Annotated in this window: 14 protein-coding genes, 1 tRNA gene and 1 pseudogene; 8 read left to right on the forward strand and 8 right to left on the reverse strand. The window is 59.7% G+C overall.

Features of this window, described 5'->3' with window-relative positions:
- Nucleotides 1-130 precede the first annotated feature (130 nt).
- On the forward strand, nucleotides 131-703 hold the full coding sequence (locus tag AB1A62_RS14375) for a DUF3833 domain-containing protein (protein WP_366662144.1): 573 nt from the start codon (nucleotides 131-133) through the stop codon (nucleotides 701-703).
- 6 nt (nucleotides 704-709) lie between these two features.
- Here the strand turns inward: AB1A62_RS14375 and yidD are convergent, their stop codons facing one another.
- The 3 genes from yidD to rpmH form a co-directional block, all read right to left on the reverse strand.
- A complete protein-coding gene (gene yidD / locus AB1A62_RS14380; RefSeq protein WP_366662145.1) occupies nucleotides 710-997 on the reverse strand; it encodes a membrane protein insertion efficiency factor YidD in 288 nt (95 codons plus the stop codon).
- 74 nt (nucleotides 998-1,071) lie between these two features.
- Nucleotides 1,072-1,497: a ribonuclease P protein component gene (gene rnpA / locus AB1A62_RS14385; protein WP_366662146.1), complete on the reverse strand. Its 426-nt coding sequence runs from the start codon at nucleotides 1,495-1,497 to the stop codon at nucleotides 1,072-1,074.
- Nucleotides 1,498-1,520: 23 nt separating this feature from the next.
- Nucleotides 1,521-1,655 (reverse strand): 50S ribosomal protein L34, encoded by a 135-nt coding sequence (gene rpmH / locus AB1A62_RS14390; RefSeq protein ID WP_008554144.1) that lies wholly within the window; start codon nucleotides 1,653-1,655, stop codon nucleotides 1,521-1,523.
- Between the two features lie 374 nt (nucleotides 1,656-2,029).
- On the opposite strand from rpmH, the gene AB1A62_RS14395 reads away from it, so the two are divergent.
- From AB1A62_RS14395 to AB1A62_RS14420, 6 genes and pseudogenes are all read left to right on the forward strand, one after another.
- Nucleotides 2,030-2,806 (forward strand): TVP38/TMEM64 family protein, encoded by a 777-nt coding sequence (locus AB1A62_RS14395; protein WP_366662147.1) that lies wholly within the window; start codon nucleotides 2,030-2,032, stop codon nucleotides 2,804-2,806.
- A 2-nt stretch (nucleotides 2,807-2,808) separates the two neighbouring features.
- The gene (locus AB1A62_RS14400; protein WP_366662148.1) at nucleotides 2,809-4,227 is read left to right on the forward strand and encodes an FAD-dependent oxidoreductase; all 1,419 of its coding nucleotides are present in this window, start codon (nucleotides 2,809-2,811) and stop codon (nucleotides 4,225-4,227) included.
- Nucleotides 4,228-4,242: 15 nt separating this feature from the next.
- A complete protein-coding gene (locus AB1A62_RS14405; RefSeq protein WP_366662149.1) occupies nucleotides 4,243-5,628 on the forward strand; it encodes a HAMP domain-containing sensor histidine kinase in 1,386 nt (461 codons plus the stop codon).
- A gap of 100 nt (nucleotides 5,629-5,728) precedes the next feature.
- Nucleotides 5,729-5,805, forward strand: a tRNA-Arg gene (locus AB1A62_RS14410).
- Nucleotides 5,806-6,628: 823 nt separating this feature from the next.
- Entirely contained in the window at nucleotides 6,629-9,136 is a 2,508-nt protein-coding gene (locus AB1A62_RS14415) for an SIR2 family protein (protein ID WP_366662150.1), read from the forward strand.
- 237 nt (nucleotides 9,137-9,373) lie between these two features.
- Nucleotides 9,374-10,491: pseudogene (locus tag AB1A62_RS14420) on the forward strand (IS3 family transposase).
- Here the strand turns inward: AB1A62_RS14420 and thrS are convergent.
- A complete protein-coding gene (thrS, locus tag AB1A62_RS14425) occupies nucleotides 10,471-12,162 on the reverse strand; it encodes a threonine--tRNA ligase (RefSeq protein WP_366662151.1) in 1,692 nt (563 codons plus the stop codon). The pseudogene AB1A62_RS14420 and the gene thrS sit on opposite strands and share 21 nt — an antisense overlap.
- A gap of 108 nt (nucleotides 12,163-12,270) precedes the next feature.
- On the reverse strand, nucleotides 12,271-13,425 hold the full coding sequence (locus tag AB1A62_RS14430) for a GTP-binding protein (protein WP_366662152.1): 1,155 nt from the start codon (nucleotides 13,423-13,425) through the stop codon (nucleotides 12,271-12,273).
- A 50-nt stretch (nucleotides 13,426-13,475) separates the two neighbouring features.
- Here AB1A62_RS14430 and hisI point away from each other — a divergent pair, with 50 nt between their 5' ends.
- Nucleotides 13,476-13,949: a phosphoribosyl-AMP cyclohydrolase gene (gene hisI, locus AB1A62_RS14435; RefSeq protein ID WP_366662153.1), complete on the forward strand. Its 474-nt coding sequence runs from the start codon at nucleotides 13,476-13,478 to the stop codon at nucleotides 13,947-13,949.
- Here the strand turns inward: hisI and AB1A62_RS14440 are convergent.
- The 3 genes from AB1A62_RS14440 to AB1A62_RS14450 all read right to left on the reverse strand — a co-directional run bounded on the left by AB1A62_RS14440 (nucleotide 13,940) and on the right by AB1A62_RS14450 (nucleotide 16,828).
- Complete coding sequence (locus AB1A62_RS14440) at nucleotides 13,940-14,167, reverse strand: hypothetical protein (protein ID WP_366662154.1); 228 nt, start codon at nucleotides 14,165-14,167, stop codon at nucleotides 13,940-13,942. The genes hisI and AB1A62_RS14440 overlap by 10 nt on opposite strands.
- 402 nt (nucleotides 14,168-14,569) lie before the next feature.
- A complete protein-coding gene (locus AB1A62_RS14445) occupies nucleotides 14,570-15,202 on the reverse strand; it encodes a hypothetical protein (protein ID WP_366662155.1) in 633 nt (210 codons plus the stop codon).
- 273 nt (nucleotides 15,203-15,475) lie between these two features.
- Nucleotides 15,476-16,828: an FAD-binding oxidoreductase gene (locus tag AB1A62_RS14450; RefSeq protein ID WP_366662156.1), complete on the reverse strand. Its 1,353-nt coding sequence runs from the start codon at nucleotides 16,826-16,828 to the stop codon at nucleotides 15,476-15,478.
- Nucleotides 16,829-16,835 lie beyond the last annotated feature (7 nt).

The raw sequence follows: 16,835 nt of genomic DNA on the forward strand, positions 1-16,835 counted from the left end.
TTTGCCAAGGAAAAAAGGCGTGCGGCGGCGGCCCGGGCCGTGCACCGCGCATGGAAAGTCATCCAAACCTGCGGCGGCTGCGTAGTTGATGCGAGATGCAAAGCGAAAACCGCGGAGAAAGGGGCGTGTGATGACGGCCGCAAACAAACCCGAAACCCGGCGCCGTTGGGTGCGCTGGGCAGCACTTGGGGCTGGGGTGGCGGGGCTTTCGGCGCTGACTGCCTGCGGGCGGCCCAGTCTGTCGGACGGCAAGCTGAGCAGCAGGAGCCTGAACCTCGAGGAGTATTTCGACGGGCGCACAGTGGCATACGGGCAGTTCGAGGACCGCTTCGGCACCGTGCGGCGGCGGTTTGTGGTGGATATCACCGGTGAATGGGATGGTGAGAAGCTGACCCTGACGGAGGATTTCCGCTATTCCGACGGCACCACCGAGCAGCGGATCTGGACCCTGACCAAGACCGGCGAGGACACCTGGGAAGGCGCTGCAGACGGCGTGCAGGGGGTCGCGCGCGGGGAGGAGCGCGGCGACACCTTCAATTGGGCCTACACTATCGACCTGCCGGTGCCGCGGGGCGGCACCATGCGGGTGTCCTTTGATGACTGGATGTGGCTGCTGGAGGACGGCCGCCTGCTGAACAAGGCCTATATGAGCCGCTTTGGCGTGACCTTGGGGGAGGTCACGATCTTTTTCGAGAAGAAGTAGCGGGGCTCAGCTGCCCGGGCGGTCCTGCGCGCTGTCTTTGCGGATGGTTTTGGCGTGGTCATGGGACGGGTCGCAGCCCGGCACCGGGTCATAGCCGTCGCCGCCCAGGGGATGGCAGCGGCCGATGCGCCGTGCGGTCAGCCAGGCGCCTTTGATGGCGCCGTGTTTCTCCAGCGCTTCCAAGGCATAAGCCGAGCAGGTGGGCTGGTAGCGGCAGTTGAAGCCGACCCAAGGCGAGAACAGCAGCCGGTAGGCGCGCACAGGCAGGGCAAAGATATGGGCCAGCGGGGTCATGGCGGATAGATAGGGGCAGGGCGGCTGTTGAGCAATGGACAAGGCCCGGAACACGCCGAAGGCGCTGGCCCGCCTTACTGCCCGTGGATCTTTTTCAGCGCGTAGATCAGGTCGCGCTTCAGCTCCTCGAACGGGCGCTGGGCGGTTTCCACGGCGCGGCCGATCAGAACGTAGTCCCAGCCGGGGCGGCCATGGGCTGGCAGAATCATCCGGGCGGCCTCGCGCAATCTACGCTTGGCGCGGTTGCGGGCCACCGCGTTGCCGACTTTCTTGGAGCAGGTGAAGCCGATGCGGATGCCGCCATCGTCCTTGCGGTTGCGGCCCTGCACCATCATCGCCTTGGTGCCCTGCTTGCGGGCAGGCGGGCGGGCGCAGGCGAGGAAATCACGGCGCTTGGCCATGACCTCAAGCTTTTGCGCAGCAGATGCGCAAACGGACACCGCCGGAGGCGTGTCCCCGCGGGCAGCGTTGCCGTCCTTGGGGGCCTCCGGCGGTGTCATGTCCGTCAGAACGGGAACTGAGCTTATGCGCTCAGTTCTTTGCGGCCGCGGGCGCGGCGAGCGTTCAGGATCTTGCGGCCTGCCTTGGTGGCCATGCGCGCACGGAAGCCGTGGCGGCGTTTGCGAACCAGGTTCGAAGGCTGATAGGTGCGTTTCATCGCTCCGGTCTCCACATTTTTTCTTCGGGTGCGCGGAATCGCCCGCCCGGGGTCTATCTCGAAGCCCGGTCTTTAGGAGGGAATGGCGGGTAAGTCAAACCCTGCGGAGCGGGAAATCACCTTTTGAGGTGAAAAATCATACCCAGCTATGATGGCAGCCCTGGGCAATATGCAACATTTCTGCCGAAAACTGCCCCCGGACGGCCTGTCCGGACAGAGCGGCTGTAACACGGGGGCGGTGATTCTGCCATAAAGCTCACGGAATCCGCAGTTGCGATCAAGCGCCTGTGAGGCGGGCGGAACCGCCCTCGCGAAAGAGCCATTTAACACGTAGCAACAGACAGAGCGGAACAGACACGGACCAGATGGGCGGCATGACAGATACACCGGAAACAGAATCCAAGGCCAGGCAACAGGACGGCGGCAAACCGGGTGTTGCGCGGCATCTGCCGCTGGTTGCGGTGGTGGCGGTGGCGCTGATCGGGGCGGTGGTGCTGAAGGATTACCTGACCTTTGACACGCTGCGCGACAACCGCGAGGCGCTGATGGCGTTCCGGGACCAGAATTACCCGGGCCTGGTGGCGCTGTTCATGGGGATTTACATCGTGATTGTGGTGTTTTCGCTGCCCGGGGCGGCGGTGGCCTCTGTCACCGGCGGCTTCCTGTTCGGACTGGCAGCGGGCACCGCGTTCAATGTGGTCTCAGCCACCATCGGCGCGGCGGGCATCTTTCTGGCCGCGCGCATGGGGCTGGGGGCGGTTCTGACGGCGCGAATCGAGGCCGCCGAGGGCCGGGTGCGGATGCTGAAACAGGCGCTGCGGGAGAACGAAATCGAGGTGCTCTTGCTTTTGCGGCTGGTGCCGGCGGTGCCGTTTTTCGTGGCGAACCTGCTGCCGGCGCTGGTGGGGGTGAAGTTCCGCAACTTCCTGTGGACCACCGCGGCGGGGATCATCCCCGGCGCCATCGTCTTTACCTGGATCGGCGTCGGGGTCGGCTCTGTCTTTGACCGCGGCGGCGATCCCGACCTGAGCCTGCTGTGGGAGCCGCATGTGATCGGGCCGATTCTGGGACTGTGCGTGCTGGCGGCGATGCCGATCATCGTGAAAGCGGTGCGCGGCAACCTGCGCGGCCAAGCGAAGAGGGACAGCTGAACATGAACAGCATCACATGCGATCTTCTGGTGATCGGAGCGGGCTCCGGCGGGCTGTCGGTGGCGGCAGGGGCCAGCCAGATGGGCGCGGATGTGGTGCTGCTGGAAGGCCACAAGATGGGCGGCGACTGCCTGAATTACGGCTGTGTTCCTTCCAAGGCGCTGCTGGCAAGCGCCAAGGCGGCCTATGGACAGTCGCATACCGCGGATTTCGGCGTGGCGGATCAGGCGGCGCAACCGGACTACGCCGCGGCCAAGGATCACGTGCATCAGGTCATCGAAACCATCGCCCCGGTGGACAGCCAGGAGCGGTTCGAGGGCCTGGGCGTGCGGGTGATCCGCGAGTTCGGGCATTTCGTCTCGGAAACCGAGGTGGCCGCCGGAGACTACCGCATCTCCGCGCGGCGGGTGGTGATTGCCACCGGTTCGGCGCCCTTGGTGCCGCCGGTCCCGGGGCTGGACAAGGTCCCGTATGAGACCAACGAGACGCTGTTCGACCTGCGCGAGAAGCCGGAGCATCTGCTGATCATCGGCGGCGGCCCGATCGGCATGGAGATGGCGCAGGCGCATGTGCGGCTGGGCTGCAAGGTCACCGTGATCGAGGGCTACAAGGCGCTGGGCAAGGACGATCCCGAGGCCGCGGCGCTGGTGCTGGACGCCTTGCGCAATGAAGGCGTGGAGATTGCCGAGGGCGCCATGGTCTCCCGCGTCGCCGGGCAGGCGGGCGCGATCGAGGTCGAGACCAAGGATGGCAGCCGGTTCATGGGCAGCCACCTGCTGATGGCGGTGGGGCGCAAGGCCAATACGGAGCGGCTGAACCTGGCTGCGGCGGGAATTGACACGCAAGGCAACGGCATCAAGGTGGATGAGAGCCTGCTGACCGCCAACCGGCGCGTTTATGCCATCGGCGATGTGGCGGGCGGGCTGCAGTTCACCCATGTGGCGGGTTACCACGCCAGCGTCATCATCCGCTCCGCCCTGTTCGGGCTGCCGTCGAAGGCGAAGACCGCCCATATCCCCTGGGCCACCTATACCGACCCGGAACTGGCGCAGGTGGGGCTGACCGAGATGCAGGCACGCGACCGCTATGGCGTCAAGCTGGAGGTGGCGCGGTTCGACTACAGCCACAACGACCGCGCCATTGCCGAGCGCAAGGCCAAGGGCTTTATCAAGGTGATGGTGGTCAAGGGCCGCCCGGTCGGCGCCACCATTGTAGGCCATCAGGCGGGCGAGCTGATCGGGCTGTGGTCGATGGCCATCGCCAACAATCTGAAAATGAGCCAAGTGGCGGCAATGGTTGCACCTTATCCCTCGATCAGCGAGATTAACAAACGGGCGGCAGGGGCCTATTTCTCTCCGCGGCTGTTTGAAAGCAGCCTTGTTAAACGCGCAGTGCGCTTTGTTCAGCGCTGGATTTCATGAACTGAAGGCCGCTTTATGCTCAACACGCTCTCGGGCCGATTTCTGATCCTGACCACGGTCTTCGTGATGCTGGCCGAGGTGCTGATCTTTGTGCCGTCGATTGCGCGGTTCCGCGAGGATTACCTGGCCGACCGGCTGGAGCGGGCGCAGATCGCGTCGCTGGCGCTCTTGGCCGATGACATGCTGGAGACCGAGCTGGAAGCGGAGCTCTTGGAGAACGCGGGCGTCTACAACGTGGTGCTGCGCCGCGACGAGATCCGCCAGCTGATGCTGGCCTCGCCGATCCCGCGGGAGATCACCGCCACCTATGATCTGCGCATGGCAGGCGCGTTGACCCTGATCCGCGACGCGATGCTGCGGCTGGCCCGCCCGGAGAATGAGATCATCCGGGTGATCGGCGCGCCGGTGCGCGAGGCCGGTCTGCTGATCGAGGTCACCATGGAAACCGCACCGCTGCGGACGGCGATGATCGACTACGGTGTGCGGATCCTGATTCTCTCCGCGGTGATCTCGATCATTACCGCGGTGCTGCTGTTCGGGGCGGTGCGGATCGTGCTGGTGAAACCGATCAAGAGCGTGGTCGGCTACATGCAGCGCTATGCGGCGGCGCCGGAGGATGCGCGCGGCATCATCCATCCCAGCTCCAGCGTGGTGGAGCTGCGCGAGGCGGAGGAGGCGCTGATGCAGCTGCAGACAGAGCTGACCCAGGCGCTGAAGCAGCGCGAGCGGCTGGCACAGCTGGGCGGCGCGGTGGCCAAGGTGAGCCACGACCTGCGCAACATCCTGACCTCGGCGCAGCTGTTCACCGACCGCATCGAGATGAGCGAGGACCCGCTGGTGCGCCGCCTGGCGCCGAAGCTGGTGAACTCGATCACCCGCGCGGTGTCCCTGTGCGAGGGCACATTGGCGTTCGGCAAGGCGGAAGAACCGTCGCCCACATTCGGCGTGGTCTGCCTGCATGAAATCACCGCTGACATCGCCGAGAGCGAGCTGCTGGCGGCGGACAGCGGCAATGTTGAGATCGTCAACGCGGTGCCCAAGCCGATGATGCTGCGCGCCGATCCGGAGCAGCTGTTCCGCATCGTCCTGAATCTGGTGCGCAACGCCCGCCAGGCGATTGCCGCCGCCGGCCGGCCCGGGCGGATCACGGTGGACGCGCGCGAAGAGGACGATGCCTGGTACATCACCGTGGCCGATACCGGACCGGGCCTGCCGAAGAAGGCGCAGGACAACCTGTTCACCCCGTTCCAGGGCGGCGCCCGCAAAGGCGGCTCCGGTCTGGGGCTGGCGATTGCCGGCGAGCTTGCCCGCGGACACGGCGGCACGGTGAAGCTGCAGGCAACCGGCCCCGAAGGCACCGTGTTCGAGATCTGCCTGCCCAAGGGCGACGGCACGCTCTGACCCCGCTGGGGGGGCGGCGCAGGAAAGTAACAGGCGGGGGGCACTATTTTTGTTTTTGGGGTTGCGACTCCCCGATGCTATGATTAAACCCCGCCGCAGTGGACCGATAGCTCAGCTGGATAGAGTACTTGACTACGAATCAAGGGGTCGGGGGTTCGAATCCTCCTCGGTCCGCCACTTCCCAAATGTCGAATGCCAAGCAAAACTGACCTTTCTGTCAGATTGCTGACCCGCTTCCCGTTTTCGGCTCGCGCGGCCTGTTTCGGTTGATCTGACTTACTTCCGGAAAATCAGGGCTGATTTGCAGGTTCAGTCGGCGAAGCCGCCTGTTCCTGCTGATCTGCCACGTGGCGAACGCGGGAGGGGGCGAGGCAATGCTATTCGACAGGGTTGGTGCGGCCCGCAGGCGGAGCCGAGGACACGGCCCTGTCTAAAAGGATTGCCCGAGGGGGAGGGCGGCGCCCTCACCCTGTCCGCCAGGGGTGTTTGGCTTGTCCAAATCCCACTGGCCCAACAAAAAAGGCGGCGGGTTCATCCTGCGACAATTTCAGCCGCTCTTCAGAACTGCAGCGAAAGCTACCGAATGAGCCCTCAGCCGTCATTGCTCTGGGTACGGTCCTTCGCTGGCGCAGCAAGCCAGTCACAGCCCCAACCGGTCATTCCCCAAGCCGAAAAGATAGGCCTCAAACGTTCACATTTGCCACCTCAACCGGCTTCCTATTCGAGAAAACCATGTGAAACGACGTAAGGTGCTGGGTATTTGACATGGGAGCAGCAAAGAAGTTCGCAAGTTGAACTCAACTGACGGCTGAAGTCACGAATGCAATCCAGTGAAACCGTTCATGCTAGCCCTTCCAGAAGCGAGTTGACACTCAAAACGATTGCAATCAGCCTTGAGAAGACATCGACTCATCGGCCTTGTGTCCTAGGGTAACGAGAAGCACCGACAAGCTGATCTGACCGAAGCCCAACTCTCACTTAAACCTTTACGGATTGAATTATGGAAAAAAATATTTTTGAAGTGATGGAAAACGTTCTTTCTGGGTCTTCTATAGTGTTTTTGGGGGCGGGTTTTTCTCTAGGAGCTACACTCCCGGCGCAAACAGAAGACGGAGAGCCGAAAAAAGTGCCGTCGTCTGAAGATGCAAAAAAAATCCTGGCGGATTTGATCGGATTTACTGAAGATATTGGAGATGCCAGCCTGTCCGACATTGCGGATATTGTAAGGGAGGAAACGGGTGGAGGAGCGGATTACTCCAATACAATGACATCATTTTTTATAAACAATTTCACGGGTTGCATTCCGACGGAGGCGCAAAAGGCAATCTGCGATTTGCCCTGGAGATCAGTTTTCACAACGAATTATGATGATATTTTCGAGAGAGGTAATTCAAAAGGAGGTCTTCTGCATTTTTCTCCTCAAGCGAGAAACCTGGACATCACTCCCGGAGTAACGCCTGTTTATCATTTGCACGGACGTGCAGCAGATCTCACAAAACCCAGAACTCTGGAAGGGTTTGTACTTTCTGAAACTGACTACCTGGAGATTGCCAAGCATAACGAAGCCATTTATACTAGATTTTTTGCAGACATCCATTCCGCTAGTGAGGTCGTCTTTATTGGCTATTCGCTAAGAGATATTGAGATTGCCTCCAGACTCTTCTCTATACGCTCTATTCAGCGCAAAGTAAGCATTATTGCTAGAAAAGACGCTTCGCAACTAAGCCTGCGGCGGTTAAGGAAATTTGGAACGGTTTTTGAGATTGGCTCAGAGGGTTTTGCTGATAAGATTGTGACACACAAAGAGTCAAGAAAAGACGAGCCCGCGAGGAATGTCAGCTTTCTGAAGAGAGTTGCTACCGACACACCCGCGCCAGAAGTAGTTGCATCTGATGTCGATGATTTATTTTTAACGGGGCAATTTGATTTTTCAGCCTATTTTTCCCAACTCATTTCCCTCGAAAGAGAGGGTGCGGAATCAAGTGATCTGTATTCCGTTGACCGAAGCAAAGCAATTGCCAGAGTCTTTGACGAGTACTCCGCTGGTAGATACAATAGGTTTTTGATCGCAGCTGATGTTGGAAACGGAAAAACCTGCTATTTGAAACAACTTGCTGGTCATGCCACTAAATTTCATGGCTTTGATGTTTTCCAAGTGTCAACCCAAGTCCAAGAAGTTTATGCGGAAATCGAGGCGATTATCGCAAGTGGAAAAAAGTCCATGTTTCTTGTTGATGGCTTTACTAGATATAGGAAGATCATTTCGTTTATCTCCCCTCGCCTAGGGGATAGATGTGTTCTAGTCGTTACCGACCCGGAAACTAACGATGAATACGCAGGCGATAAATTGTTTGCTGAATTCAATTCTCGCGCTTATCTAATAAACATTAGCAAGATGACCTTGGAAGAAGTTAAGTCTTGGAACTCCCTGCTGGAAAGGTGGGGGCTTTGGGGGGATAGAATAGAACTTGACGCTGCAAAGAGAGATGAATTCATTCAGAAGGATTGCTCTTCTGAAAATAGATCCTTGATACTCGCATTATTTAAACAGTCGAGCATTTCCGCTAAGATTGATGCTCTTGTTCGAGCTTTTGTTGCGAATAGTGAGGATTATGAGCAAGGTCTCATAGCAGTTCTAATTAGAGCTCTTTGCCACCAGCATGTGCAGTGGAGTCACATTGTGTCGTGGTTGGGGTTAAATGAGCGTGAGATTGAGGCAAGGATCAAGAATTCTGGGTTTCGCTCACTTACAGAGGGTGAGCGTAGATGGCACGAAGTGACGTCTCACGAGTTGGCTGGATATATTCTGAACAACTACGACTTTGACGCAGAGAAGATAGTTGATAGTTACTGCCGTATCGTTGCTGAAACGGCTTCACTTTCTCAAGATCGGAGGAATGGAACTGATTCCTACGAAAACCTCAAGGAGTTAATGAGATACAGATTTTTGACGCGACTTTTCACCAGTAGCGAAAATCAAGAATCTCTTATTGATACTGTTTATCAGCGCCTCTCAAAGAACAAGACAATACGAGCCAAGGAGCTATTTTGGCTTCAATGGGCGATGGCCAGGCTGGATCTTGGTGATGTCACAAGAGCAGAATCGTACCTGGAAAGTGCTGCAGGCTTAGCTGCGAAGTACAATAGAGATCACTCGCTAATTCAAATCGAAGATCAATTCGCCAGGCTGTATTTCAAAAAAGGAGCAAATAAGAAGGCGCGACTGGATGAAGGTGAAATTTTCAGAGCTATCGAAATTACTTCAACGGCTATCAACAGGGATTCAGAAATTCTCATTCATCCGATGCGATCATCTACTTTGATTTACGATCTGATCGAAGATAAATGTGACGACATGTCTCCAGAGTTAACCTCCGACCTTCTAAAGCTCATTAAGGAAATGATTAATATCGCAGAGAATGCTTCGCTTGACAGAACGCAGAGGGGTGAAAAACGAAGAATCAAGCAGGCATTGAAAAAGAGCTTGTTAGTTCTGCAAAATCTCTGACGCATAGTGAGCCCCGAGTTTGACCAAGTTACCTTTTGCGAATTTGGAGCATGTTCCTTCTTGGGGCTTACCACCTACGGAATTGCCTATTTCCCTTGCTGGGAAGAGGTTTCTGATCCTATTACTCGAATAAACCTTGAGTTTTTGGTTCGTGTTCTAGGCCCTTACTTTCAACTTACTGTTGTCTTTGCCCCCTAAACCTGGGCCACTACTTTTGCCGAGGAAGGGGGATAGAAGATGGCTCGGAAACGGTATTCGGACGAGGACATCCTGAAGCTTTTGCGTGAGATTGAACTGAAGCTGACGGATGGCAGCGACGTACGCAGTGCTTGCCGCGGTGTCGGTGTCAGCGATGCGACCTACTACACTTGGCGGCGCCGGTTCGGTGGCATGGGCAGGTCTCAGCTGTCGGAGCTGCGCAGCCTGGAGAAAGAGAATGCCCGGCTGAAGAAGATTGTGGCAGAGCTTGAGCTGGACAAGCTGATCCTCAAGGAAAGCCTGAGTTACCTAAAGCCGAAGGCCTGACGACGAGCCAGCTTCGTCAGGCTGTCACTCACACGCGCCAGAAGCTCGCCACATCGGAGCGTCGGACCTGTCAGGCCGTCGGCCTTGCGCGCAGTTCCATGCAGTATCAGCCGGTGAAAAGAAACGATGACGGTCTGCGGCTTGCCATGATCCGTCTGGCCAAGAACTATGGCCGCTATGGCTACCGCAAGATAGCTGAGCTGCTGCGAATCGAGGGCTGGTGGGTGAACCACAAGAAGGTTGAACGCCTCTGGCGCGAAGAAGGGCTGCAGCTTCCGCGGCGGCACAAGAGGAAGAGGCGCCTCTACCACAAAGACAGTTCAATCATCCGGCTCCGGCCGAAGCATCCTAATCACGTCTGGAGCGTGGACTTTGTTCACGACAAGCTCAGCAATGGCCGAAGCTACAAAATGCTGACAGTTCTGGACGAATACACCCGCCAGGCGCTCGCGGTGGCAGTCCGAACCCGGATGCGTTCCGAAGACGTTCTGGAGGTGCTCTACAGCCTGTTTCTTCGCCACGGGAAGCCTGAGTTCATCCGCAGCGACAACGGCCCGGAGTTCGCGTCTCAGGCGACCCAGAGCTGGCTCGAGAAAGTTGGCGTGAACCCGATCCGGATTTATCCGGGATCACCTTGGGAGAACGGGTACAACGAGCGGTTCAATGGCACTCTCCGCCACGAGGTTCTCAATGCGGAATGGTTCACAACAACCAAACAGGCCCAGGTCGTCATCAATTGCTGGCTCAGACAATACAATCAAACCCGCCCGCATCAGGCACTTAACATGCGCCCGCCAGCCCCCGAAACTCTACTTCGAATTGGCACATAGAAATGGGGCTGGACAGGCGGCACCGGTGATGGTTGCGGCGATCACTTGCACCGGCGCCAGCCACAGCGGCAGATGGCCCGCGTGGTGTTCAATCAGGATGCCGGTGAAACGTTCCAGGGACCCAAACAAGGCTCGGTGCAGCATAACCGGCGGGAGCTTTTCGCCGGAGGCCGCGACATAGGAAGAGCCGAACCGCTCAGGCAGGTTGAAATCTACCTGCAGCGTGCCGCATTGCCAGTCCCGCCCGATGGCGTCGCGCAGGACATATTCCAGCTTGGGCCCGTAAAACGCGCCTTCGCCCTCGAACAGCGTGTATTCGTGCCCGGATGCGTCCAGCGCCCTGCGCAACGCATCTTCGGCACGATCCCAGCTTTCCTCGCTGCCGATCCGGTTTTCCGGCCGGGTGGACAGCTTGATGCGGACATCCTCAAAGCCGAAATCGCGGTAGATGGACAGAACCAGGTCGTTGACCTTCAGGCACTCCTCAGTGAGCTGCTCAGGTGTGCAGTAGATATGCGCATCATCCTGAGTAAAGCTGCGCACACGCAGAAGCCCGTGCAGCGCGCCGGACGGTTCATAACGATGCACCTTGCCGAATTCGGCGAGCTTCAGCGGCAGATCGCGGTAGCTTTTGGTGCCCTGCCCGTAGATCAGCATATGGCCGGGGCAGTTCATCGGCTTCAGCGCGTAGTCGCGGTCATCCTCGGTTTGCGCAAGGAACATGTTGGCGCGGTAGTTCTGCCAATGACCCGAGGTCTCCCACAGCGCGCGGTCCATGATGTCGGGCGAGTTCACCTCGACATAACCCGCCGCCTCCTGACGGTCGCGCATGTAGCCGATCAGGGTCTGAAACAGGCGCCAGCCGTTCGGATGCCAGAAGATTGAACCCGGCGCAACCTCTTCGAAATGGAACAGGTCCATCTCGCGCCCCAGGCGCCGGTGGTCGCGCTTTTCAGCCTCGGCCATCATTGTCAGATGCGTATCCAGATCAGCCTTGGAGGCGAAGGCCACGCCATAGATCCGGCTGAGCATCGGATTGTTGGCATCGCCGCGCCAATAGGCCCCGGCAACCCGTGTGAGTTTGAAGGCCGCGCCCGCGTCGCCTGTGTGGCGCATATGCGGGCCGCGGCAGAGATCCAGCCAATCACCCTGCCGGTAGATGGTCACCGGTTCGCCTTCGGGGATCGCAGCAAGCAGCGCCAGTTTGTAGCTCTCGCCTGCGGCTTCGAAATGCGCGCGCGCTTGGTCGCGGGTCCAGGTCTCGCACACGAAGGGCGTGCGGCTTGCGATGATCTCGCGCATTTTGGCTTCGATCACCGGAAGGTCCTCGGGCGTGAAGGGCGTCTCACGCTCGAAGTCATAGTAGAAGCCATGTTCGATTGCAGGACCGATAGCGGTCCGGGTTCCAGGCCAGAGCCTTTGCACGGCTTCGGCCAGCACATGAGCCAGGTCATGGCGGATCAATTCCAGCGCACGGGGATCATCGCGGGTCACAAGCTCCACCGCAGCACCATCGGGGAGAGGCGCCGACAGATCGGCCAAATGCCCGTCGACAGAGGCCGCCACGGTGCGTTTGGCCAGGCTGGGGCTGATCGCGGCGGCCAGGTCGGCGGCAGTTGCGCCAGCAGTAAGCGCGCGGGCAGCCCCGTCGGGCAAGTGAACATGGATCATGGTGTTTGCTTCCTGGGTCGTGCGGGCAGCGCCGGAGTTTGCTCCGGCCCGCCCCATGGGTTGCAGCGTTTCATCGGCGCAAGGCATTGGGTTGGAACAAGCGCAGGGTCACAAAGCTTCCGCGCTCAGGGTGTGAACGGTTATCCCTTGCGTCTCGTTCCCTTCCTTTGGACGCATGCGCAGCATGGCCAGGCTTTGTTCCAGATCCTCCAGCGGGAAGTCCCGGGCGATCACGACAACGCGGCTGGTATGGTCGCCTTCCGGCCAGTCTTTCAGGGGCACAGGAGGTTCGAAAATGTGCTGGACACCGTGAAAGACAAAGGGCGTCGGCACATCCTCGATGTGGACAATGCCCTTCAGCCGCAGGATGTCCGAACCGCGCAATGCGATAAGCGTATCCAGCCAGAAATCAAAAACCCGGGCCGGGATCGGCGTGTCGATTGTTACCGATGCGGTGACGATCCTGCTGTCGGTGGCATGATGCGAAGGGGCGCCGATTTCCAGCACCAGGTCCGGCTGCGGCAGGGCAAATCCGGAAAGCCCCGCCAAAGGATCTACGGGAGCGGTGGCGGCGGACGCGGCAAGCCAGTCCAGGGCGTGGCTGCGTGATGTCTCCTGCCGCATGGCGCTCAGCCCGAACAGCGACCCGGAGGGCACGGCTCCATGCTCAGCTTCGATCCGCTGAGCGCCCGGATTCAGCCGGTCAAGCCGCCGCGCCAGTGCCCGTTTGGCAGCCCGGTTTGCCAGATCCCGCTTGGTCAGAACAATCCGGTCGGCCATGGCAACCTGTGCCTGCGCCTCGGCGTGCTGGTTCAGCGTGTCATCTCCCAGTACGGAATCGACGGCCGTGACGATGCCATCCAAAGTGAAGTTCGGCGCGAGATCCTTGTCGATAAGCAAGGTGTGGTGGACTGGGCCCGGATCTGCCAGTCCGGTTGTTTCGATCACAACGCGGTCAAACGCCAGTTCCCCATTTGTGCGGCGATCAAGCAAGGACATCAGAGTCCTCGACAAATCACCGCGGATCGAGCAGCAAATGCACCCAGCCGCCATCAGAACCACATCTTCGGCGGTTTCCTCGATCAGATCATGATCCAGGCCGGCATCGCCGAATTCATTCACAACAACCGCGATACGGCCTGCTGCGGGATCATGAAGCAGGCGGTTCAAAAGCGTCGTTTTTCCCGCGCCCAAAAAGCCGGTGAGCAAGGTGACAGGTATCTGGTTTTGCATGTCTTGCCGCTCTTTCGGGTTGCGAAGCATGATTGGCCGTGTTTGTTATGGTATAACATATCTAATAGCAAGGTACCCAAGTGGACAATATTCGTTTCGCCCCCCGCCAATCGGTCGAGGAAGTCGAAGAGGGCAATGTACTGGCACCCAAGTTCGGCCCCGACGGGCTCATGCCCTGCATCACCACGGACGCAGACAGCGGCGAGGTTCTGATGCTGGGCTGGATGACTGCAGAGGCCCTGCGGCTGACGCTCGCAACTGGCGAGGCGCATTACTTCAGCCGGGCGCGTCAGACGCTCTGGCACAAGGGGGCAACATCCGGCCTGGTCCAGCAAGTTGTCGAAGCGCGCATTGATGACGACCAGGACGCCATCTGGCTGCGTGTGGCGGTCGCAGGCTCAGGTGCCTCCTGCCATGTGGGCTACCGCTCCTGCTTTTACCGTTCAGTTCCAACTGGAAGCGAAGCAGGCGCCCCGCTGGTTTTCATGGAAGATCACAAGAGCTTTGATCCAGTCGCCACCTATGGCGATGTACCGAACCCGACTCAGCTGTGAGCTTTGCTGCCCAAATCAAAGGGAAAGCAGCCGCACTGTGGCATATCCAGCGCGTAAAGCGCATGGTGCGTGAAATGGCCGGTGCCGGGCAGCTTGCCCTGATTACCGTTGTCGAAATGGACTGCGACGATCCCGGTTGCCCGGGACCAGCCACTCAAATCACCATCCTGGGCCCGGATTTGGTCCGACGGGGTTTCACCATTCATCTGCCGGTTCACGCAATCCGGGCCGCGGATCTATCGGCAATCCGGACCTAAGGCCTGATTTGCTCGCCGAAAGCCTCGGGTCTGCTTCATTTACATGCAAGCGGTTCACAGCAACGCAGCTTTGCTGCCGCAAGCCATCCGCTCCTTCGCAAGCCCTTCATGGGCAATTCTCATGCGCTGCCATGATGCGCCACCCGATGGAACGCTTGCAGCCGCCGCGGTGCGTTCTGGCACGGCGCCGCTCCTGTCGGGCAGGTTTGATTTTGCGGTTTGCCAATCTAGCTTTGGCAAAGCTGCGCCGTGCGGCAATCCACATTCACCCTGCCTTCGCTGAGAAAAACAGCGTCCGCCTCGCACGATCCCCGCGACCACACAGCCGGAAGGCCGCCTGAATCCAGACCAATCAGGAGACACTTAATGTCCACATGCAATAATCCGAAGCACAAGAACCACACCCATGAACATGGGCCCGGATGCGGCCATACGGCCGTTCGTCACGGCGACCACATCGACTACATCCACGACGGCCACCTCCATCACCCGCATGAAGATCATATGGACGAACACGAGATTGAAGTCTCTGACGCAAACCCCGACGCCTGCGCGCCGATTGCCGCTGATCACCTTGGCCACGAAGAAGGCCATGTGCATGGCCCCGGGTGCGGGCATGAGGCTGTCCCTCATGGCGGTCACGTTTGTTACCTGGTCGATGGCCGGTTGCATCATCCGCATGATGGTCACTGCGATGACCACGGGCCGCTGGAAGTGGTTGACTAATTCGGTCTTGCTTGCGACCTGCAGGCTTGGACGTTGTATCCCGCTCATCATGAGCCTGGCTTTGGCTGAGGTTGCGTGAAATCGGTTAACTGCGGATACGACAGCCCGTGTCGAAACATTTAGAGGTGTGAGCGCGTGAGTGTATTTAGTGCTCTCAGAAGCACTTGCCTCGGCCTTTTCTGCAACTTTACAAATAGCGTTTACCGCGCAAAGCAGACGCGCGGGAATGGCCTCGCTGCATCTGCGGCGAATGACGGCTTGGTCCGCCATCTTGCCAGTTACGCATTTAGTTCTGAAGGCCCGGTTTGGGTCAGAATTGCTTGGCGTTTGGGGTGGAAATGCCTGACGGGTGCGGGCGATTTTCCCCGGAAAATAGTCTGCATCGAGTCAGTTTTACCTGACGTTTGACACCAAATTCCGCGCGACACACAGTTTTGCCATTTGCGGCAGAACCTTTCCTTCTTCGTGTCTTCGACATCCCCGCTCGCGCCTCCTGAAGCCAGTTATCGACCGGCTTGACAGTTCGAGGGCAACTGGAAATTCCTAATGCAGATCCATGACACCGTAGCAGGTGTACGCCAGGGGCAGGAAAAGACGGCGGAACCTTGGGACCGGGAAGGTCGCAGGTATGTCCTGCATAAGCTGAGGCATGGGGGAACTGCAGGGCTTGCCGGCCGCGACTCCCGCAAGCAGTCGCCCGGTATAGGTCGCCATAGCCACGCCGCCGCCGTGATAACCGAATCCGGTCCAGGCGCGCTGCCAGTCTCCGATCTGCCCGGCATAAGGTGTCAGGCCGCGGGTCAGGCAGACCAGGCCGCTCCAGTGATACGCGGTTTCCGCATTGGCCAGGGCCGGGAACATCGCCTCAAAACCGCGGCGGATCCGGCGTCGCATCTGCTGCGTGGAGCCGGGGGTGATGTTGCTGGTGCCGCGCATCCCGAACAGCACCCGGTTGTCCGGCAGCAGGCGGAAATAGTGCAGCAGGTTCCGGGTGTCATAGGCGATGCGCCGGGTGGTCCAGCCCTGCGCCTGTTTCTCTGCTTCAGTCAGAGGGCGGGTCACCATGATATGCGACACCACCGGCAGGTAGCGCCCGCGCAGCCAGTCCGGCAGGTTGTCACTGCTGTAGCCGTTGCTGGCGACAATCAGCCGGTCGGCCTGAATCCGCCCCGAAGGCGTTTCGATGATGTAGGTGCCACCGGGCTCTTCCTGCACTGAGAGCGCCGGGGTGCTGCCGTGGATCACGGTGCCGGCCTGCTGTGCCAGACGGGCCAAGCCGGCCGCGTATTTGCCCGGGTGCAGGCCGAAGCCCAGGGGCAGCAGAAGCCCGCCGTGGAAACCGCCGCCGTGCAGGCCCTCCTGCCGCATTTCCGCGACTGACAGAACCGGGCAGTCCACCCCGGCATAGCGGCTGAGGCCCGCGGCCATTTCCGGCAGGGCGCGGGCCGCGCGGGGGCTGTGGGCCAGGCAGTATTCGCCGTCCTCCTGCACATCGGCCGCGATGCCGCCGGGTGAGGTGAGATCGCGGACCAGCGCAACCGCCTCCTTCTGGGCGCTGTAGAAGGCGCGCAGATCGTCCTCGCCGAAGCGGCGGATGATGGCGCTGTCGCCCAGCTTGGCACCGCCGAAGCCGCAGAAGCCGGCATTGCGCCCCGAGGCTCCCCAGCCGGGCTGGGCTGCGTCGATCACCAGCGGCGCCTCGCCATGGTCGCGGGCCAGATGCAGTGCCGCGCTGAGGCCAGTGTAGCCGGCGCCAATTATCGCGACACCCGCGCGCCGGTCGCCGTCCAGCGCGGGATAGGCAGGGGCGGCGGGCAGCGTGGCGTCCCAGTAGCTGCCGACCGGGACTTCGGTGCCGTAGGCGTGGGTGTCGTAGATGCGGCGGAGGTTCTTCATGGCGCTG

This window comes from Leisingera sp. JC11 (genome assembly GCF_040704725.1).
Taxonomy (GTDB): Bacteria; Pseudomonadota; Alphaproteobacteria; order Rhodobacterales; family Rhodobacteraceae; genus Leisingera.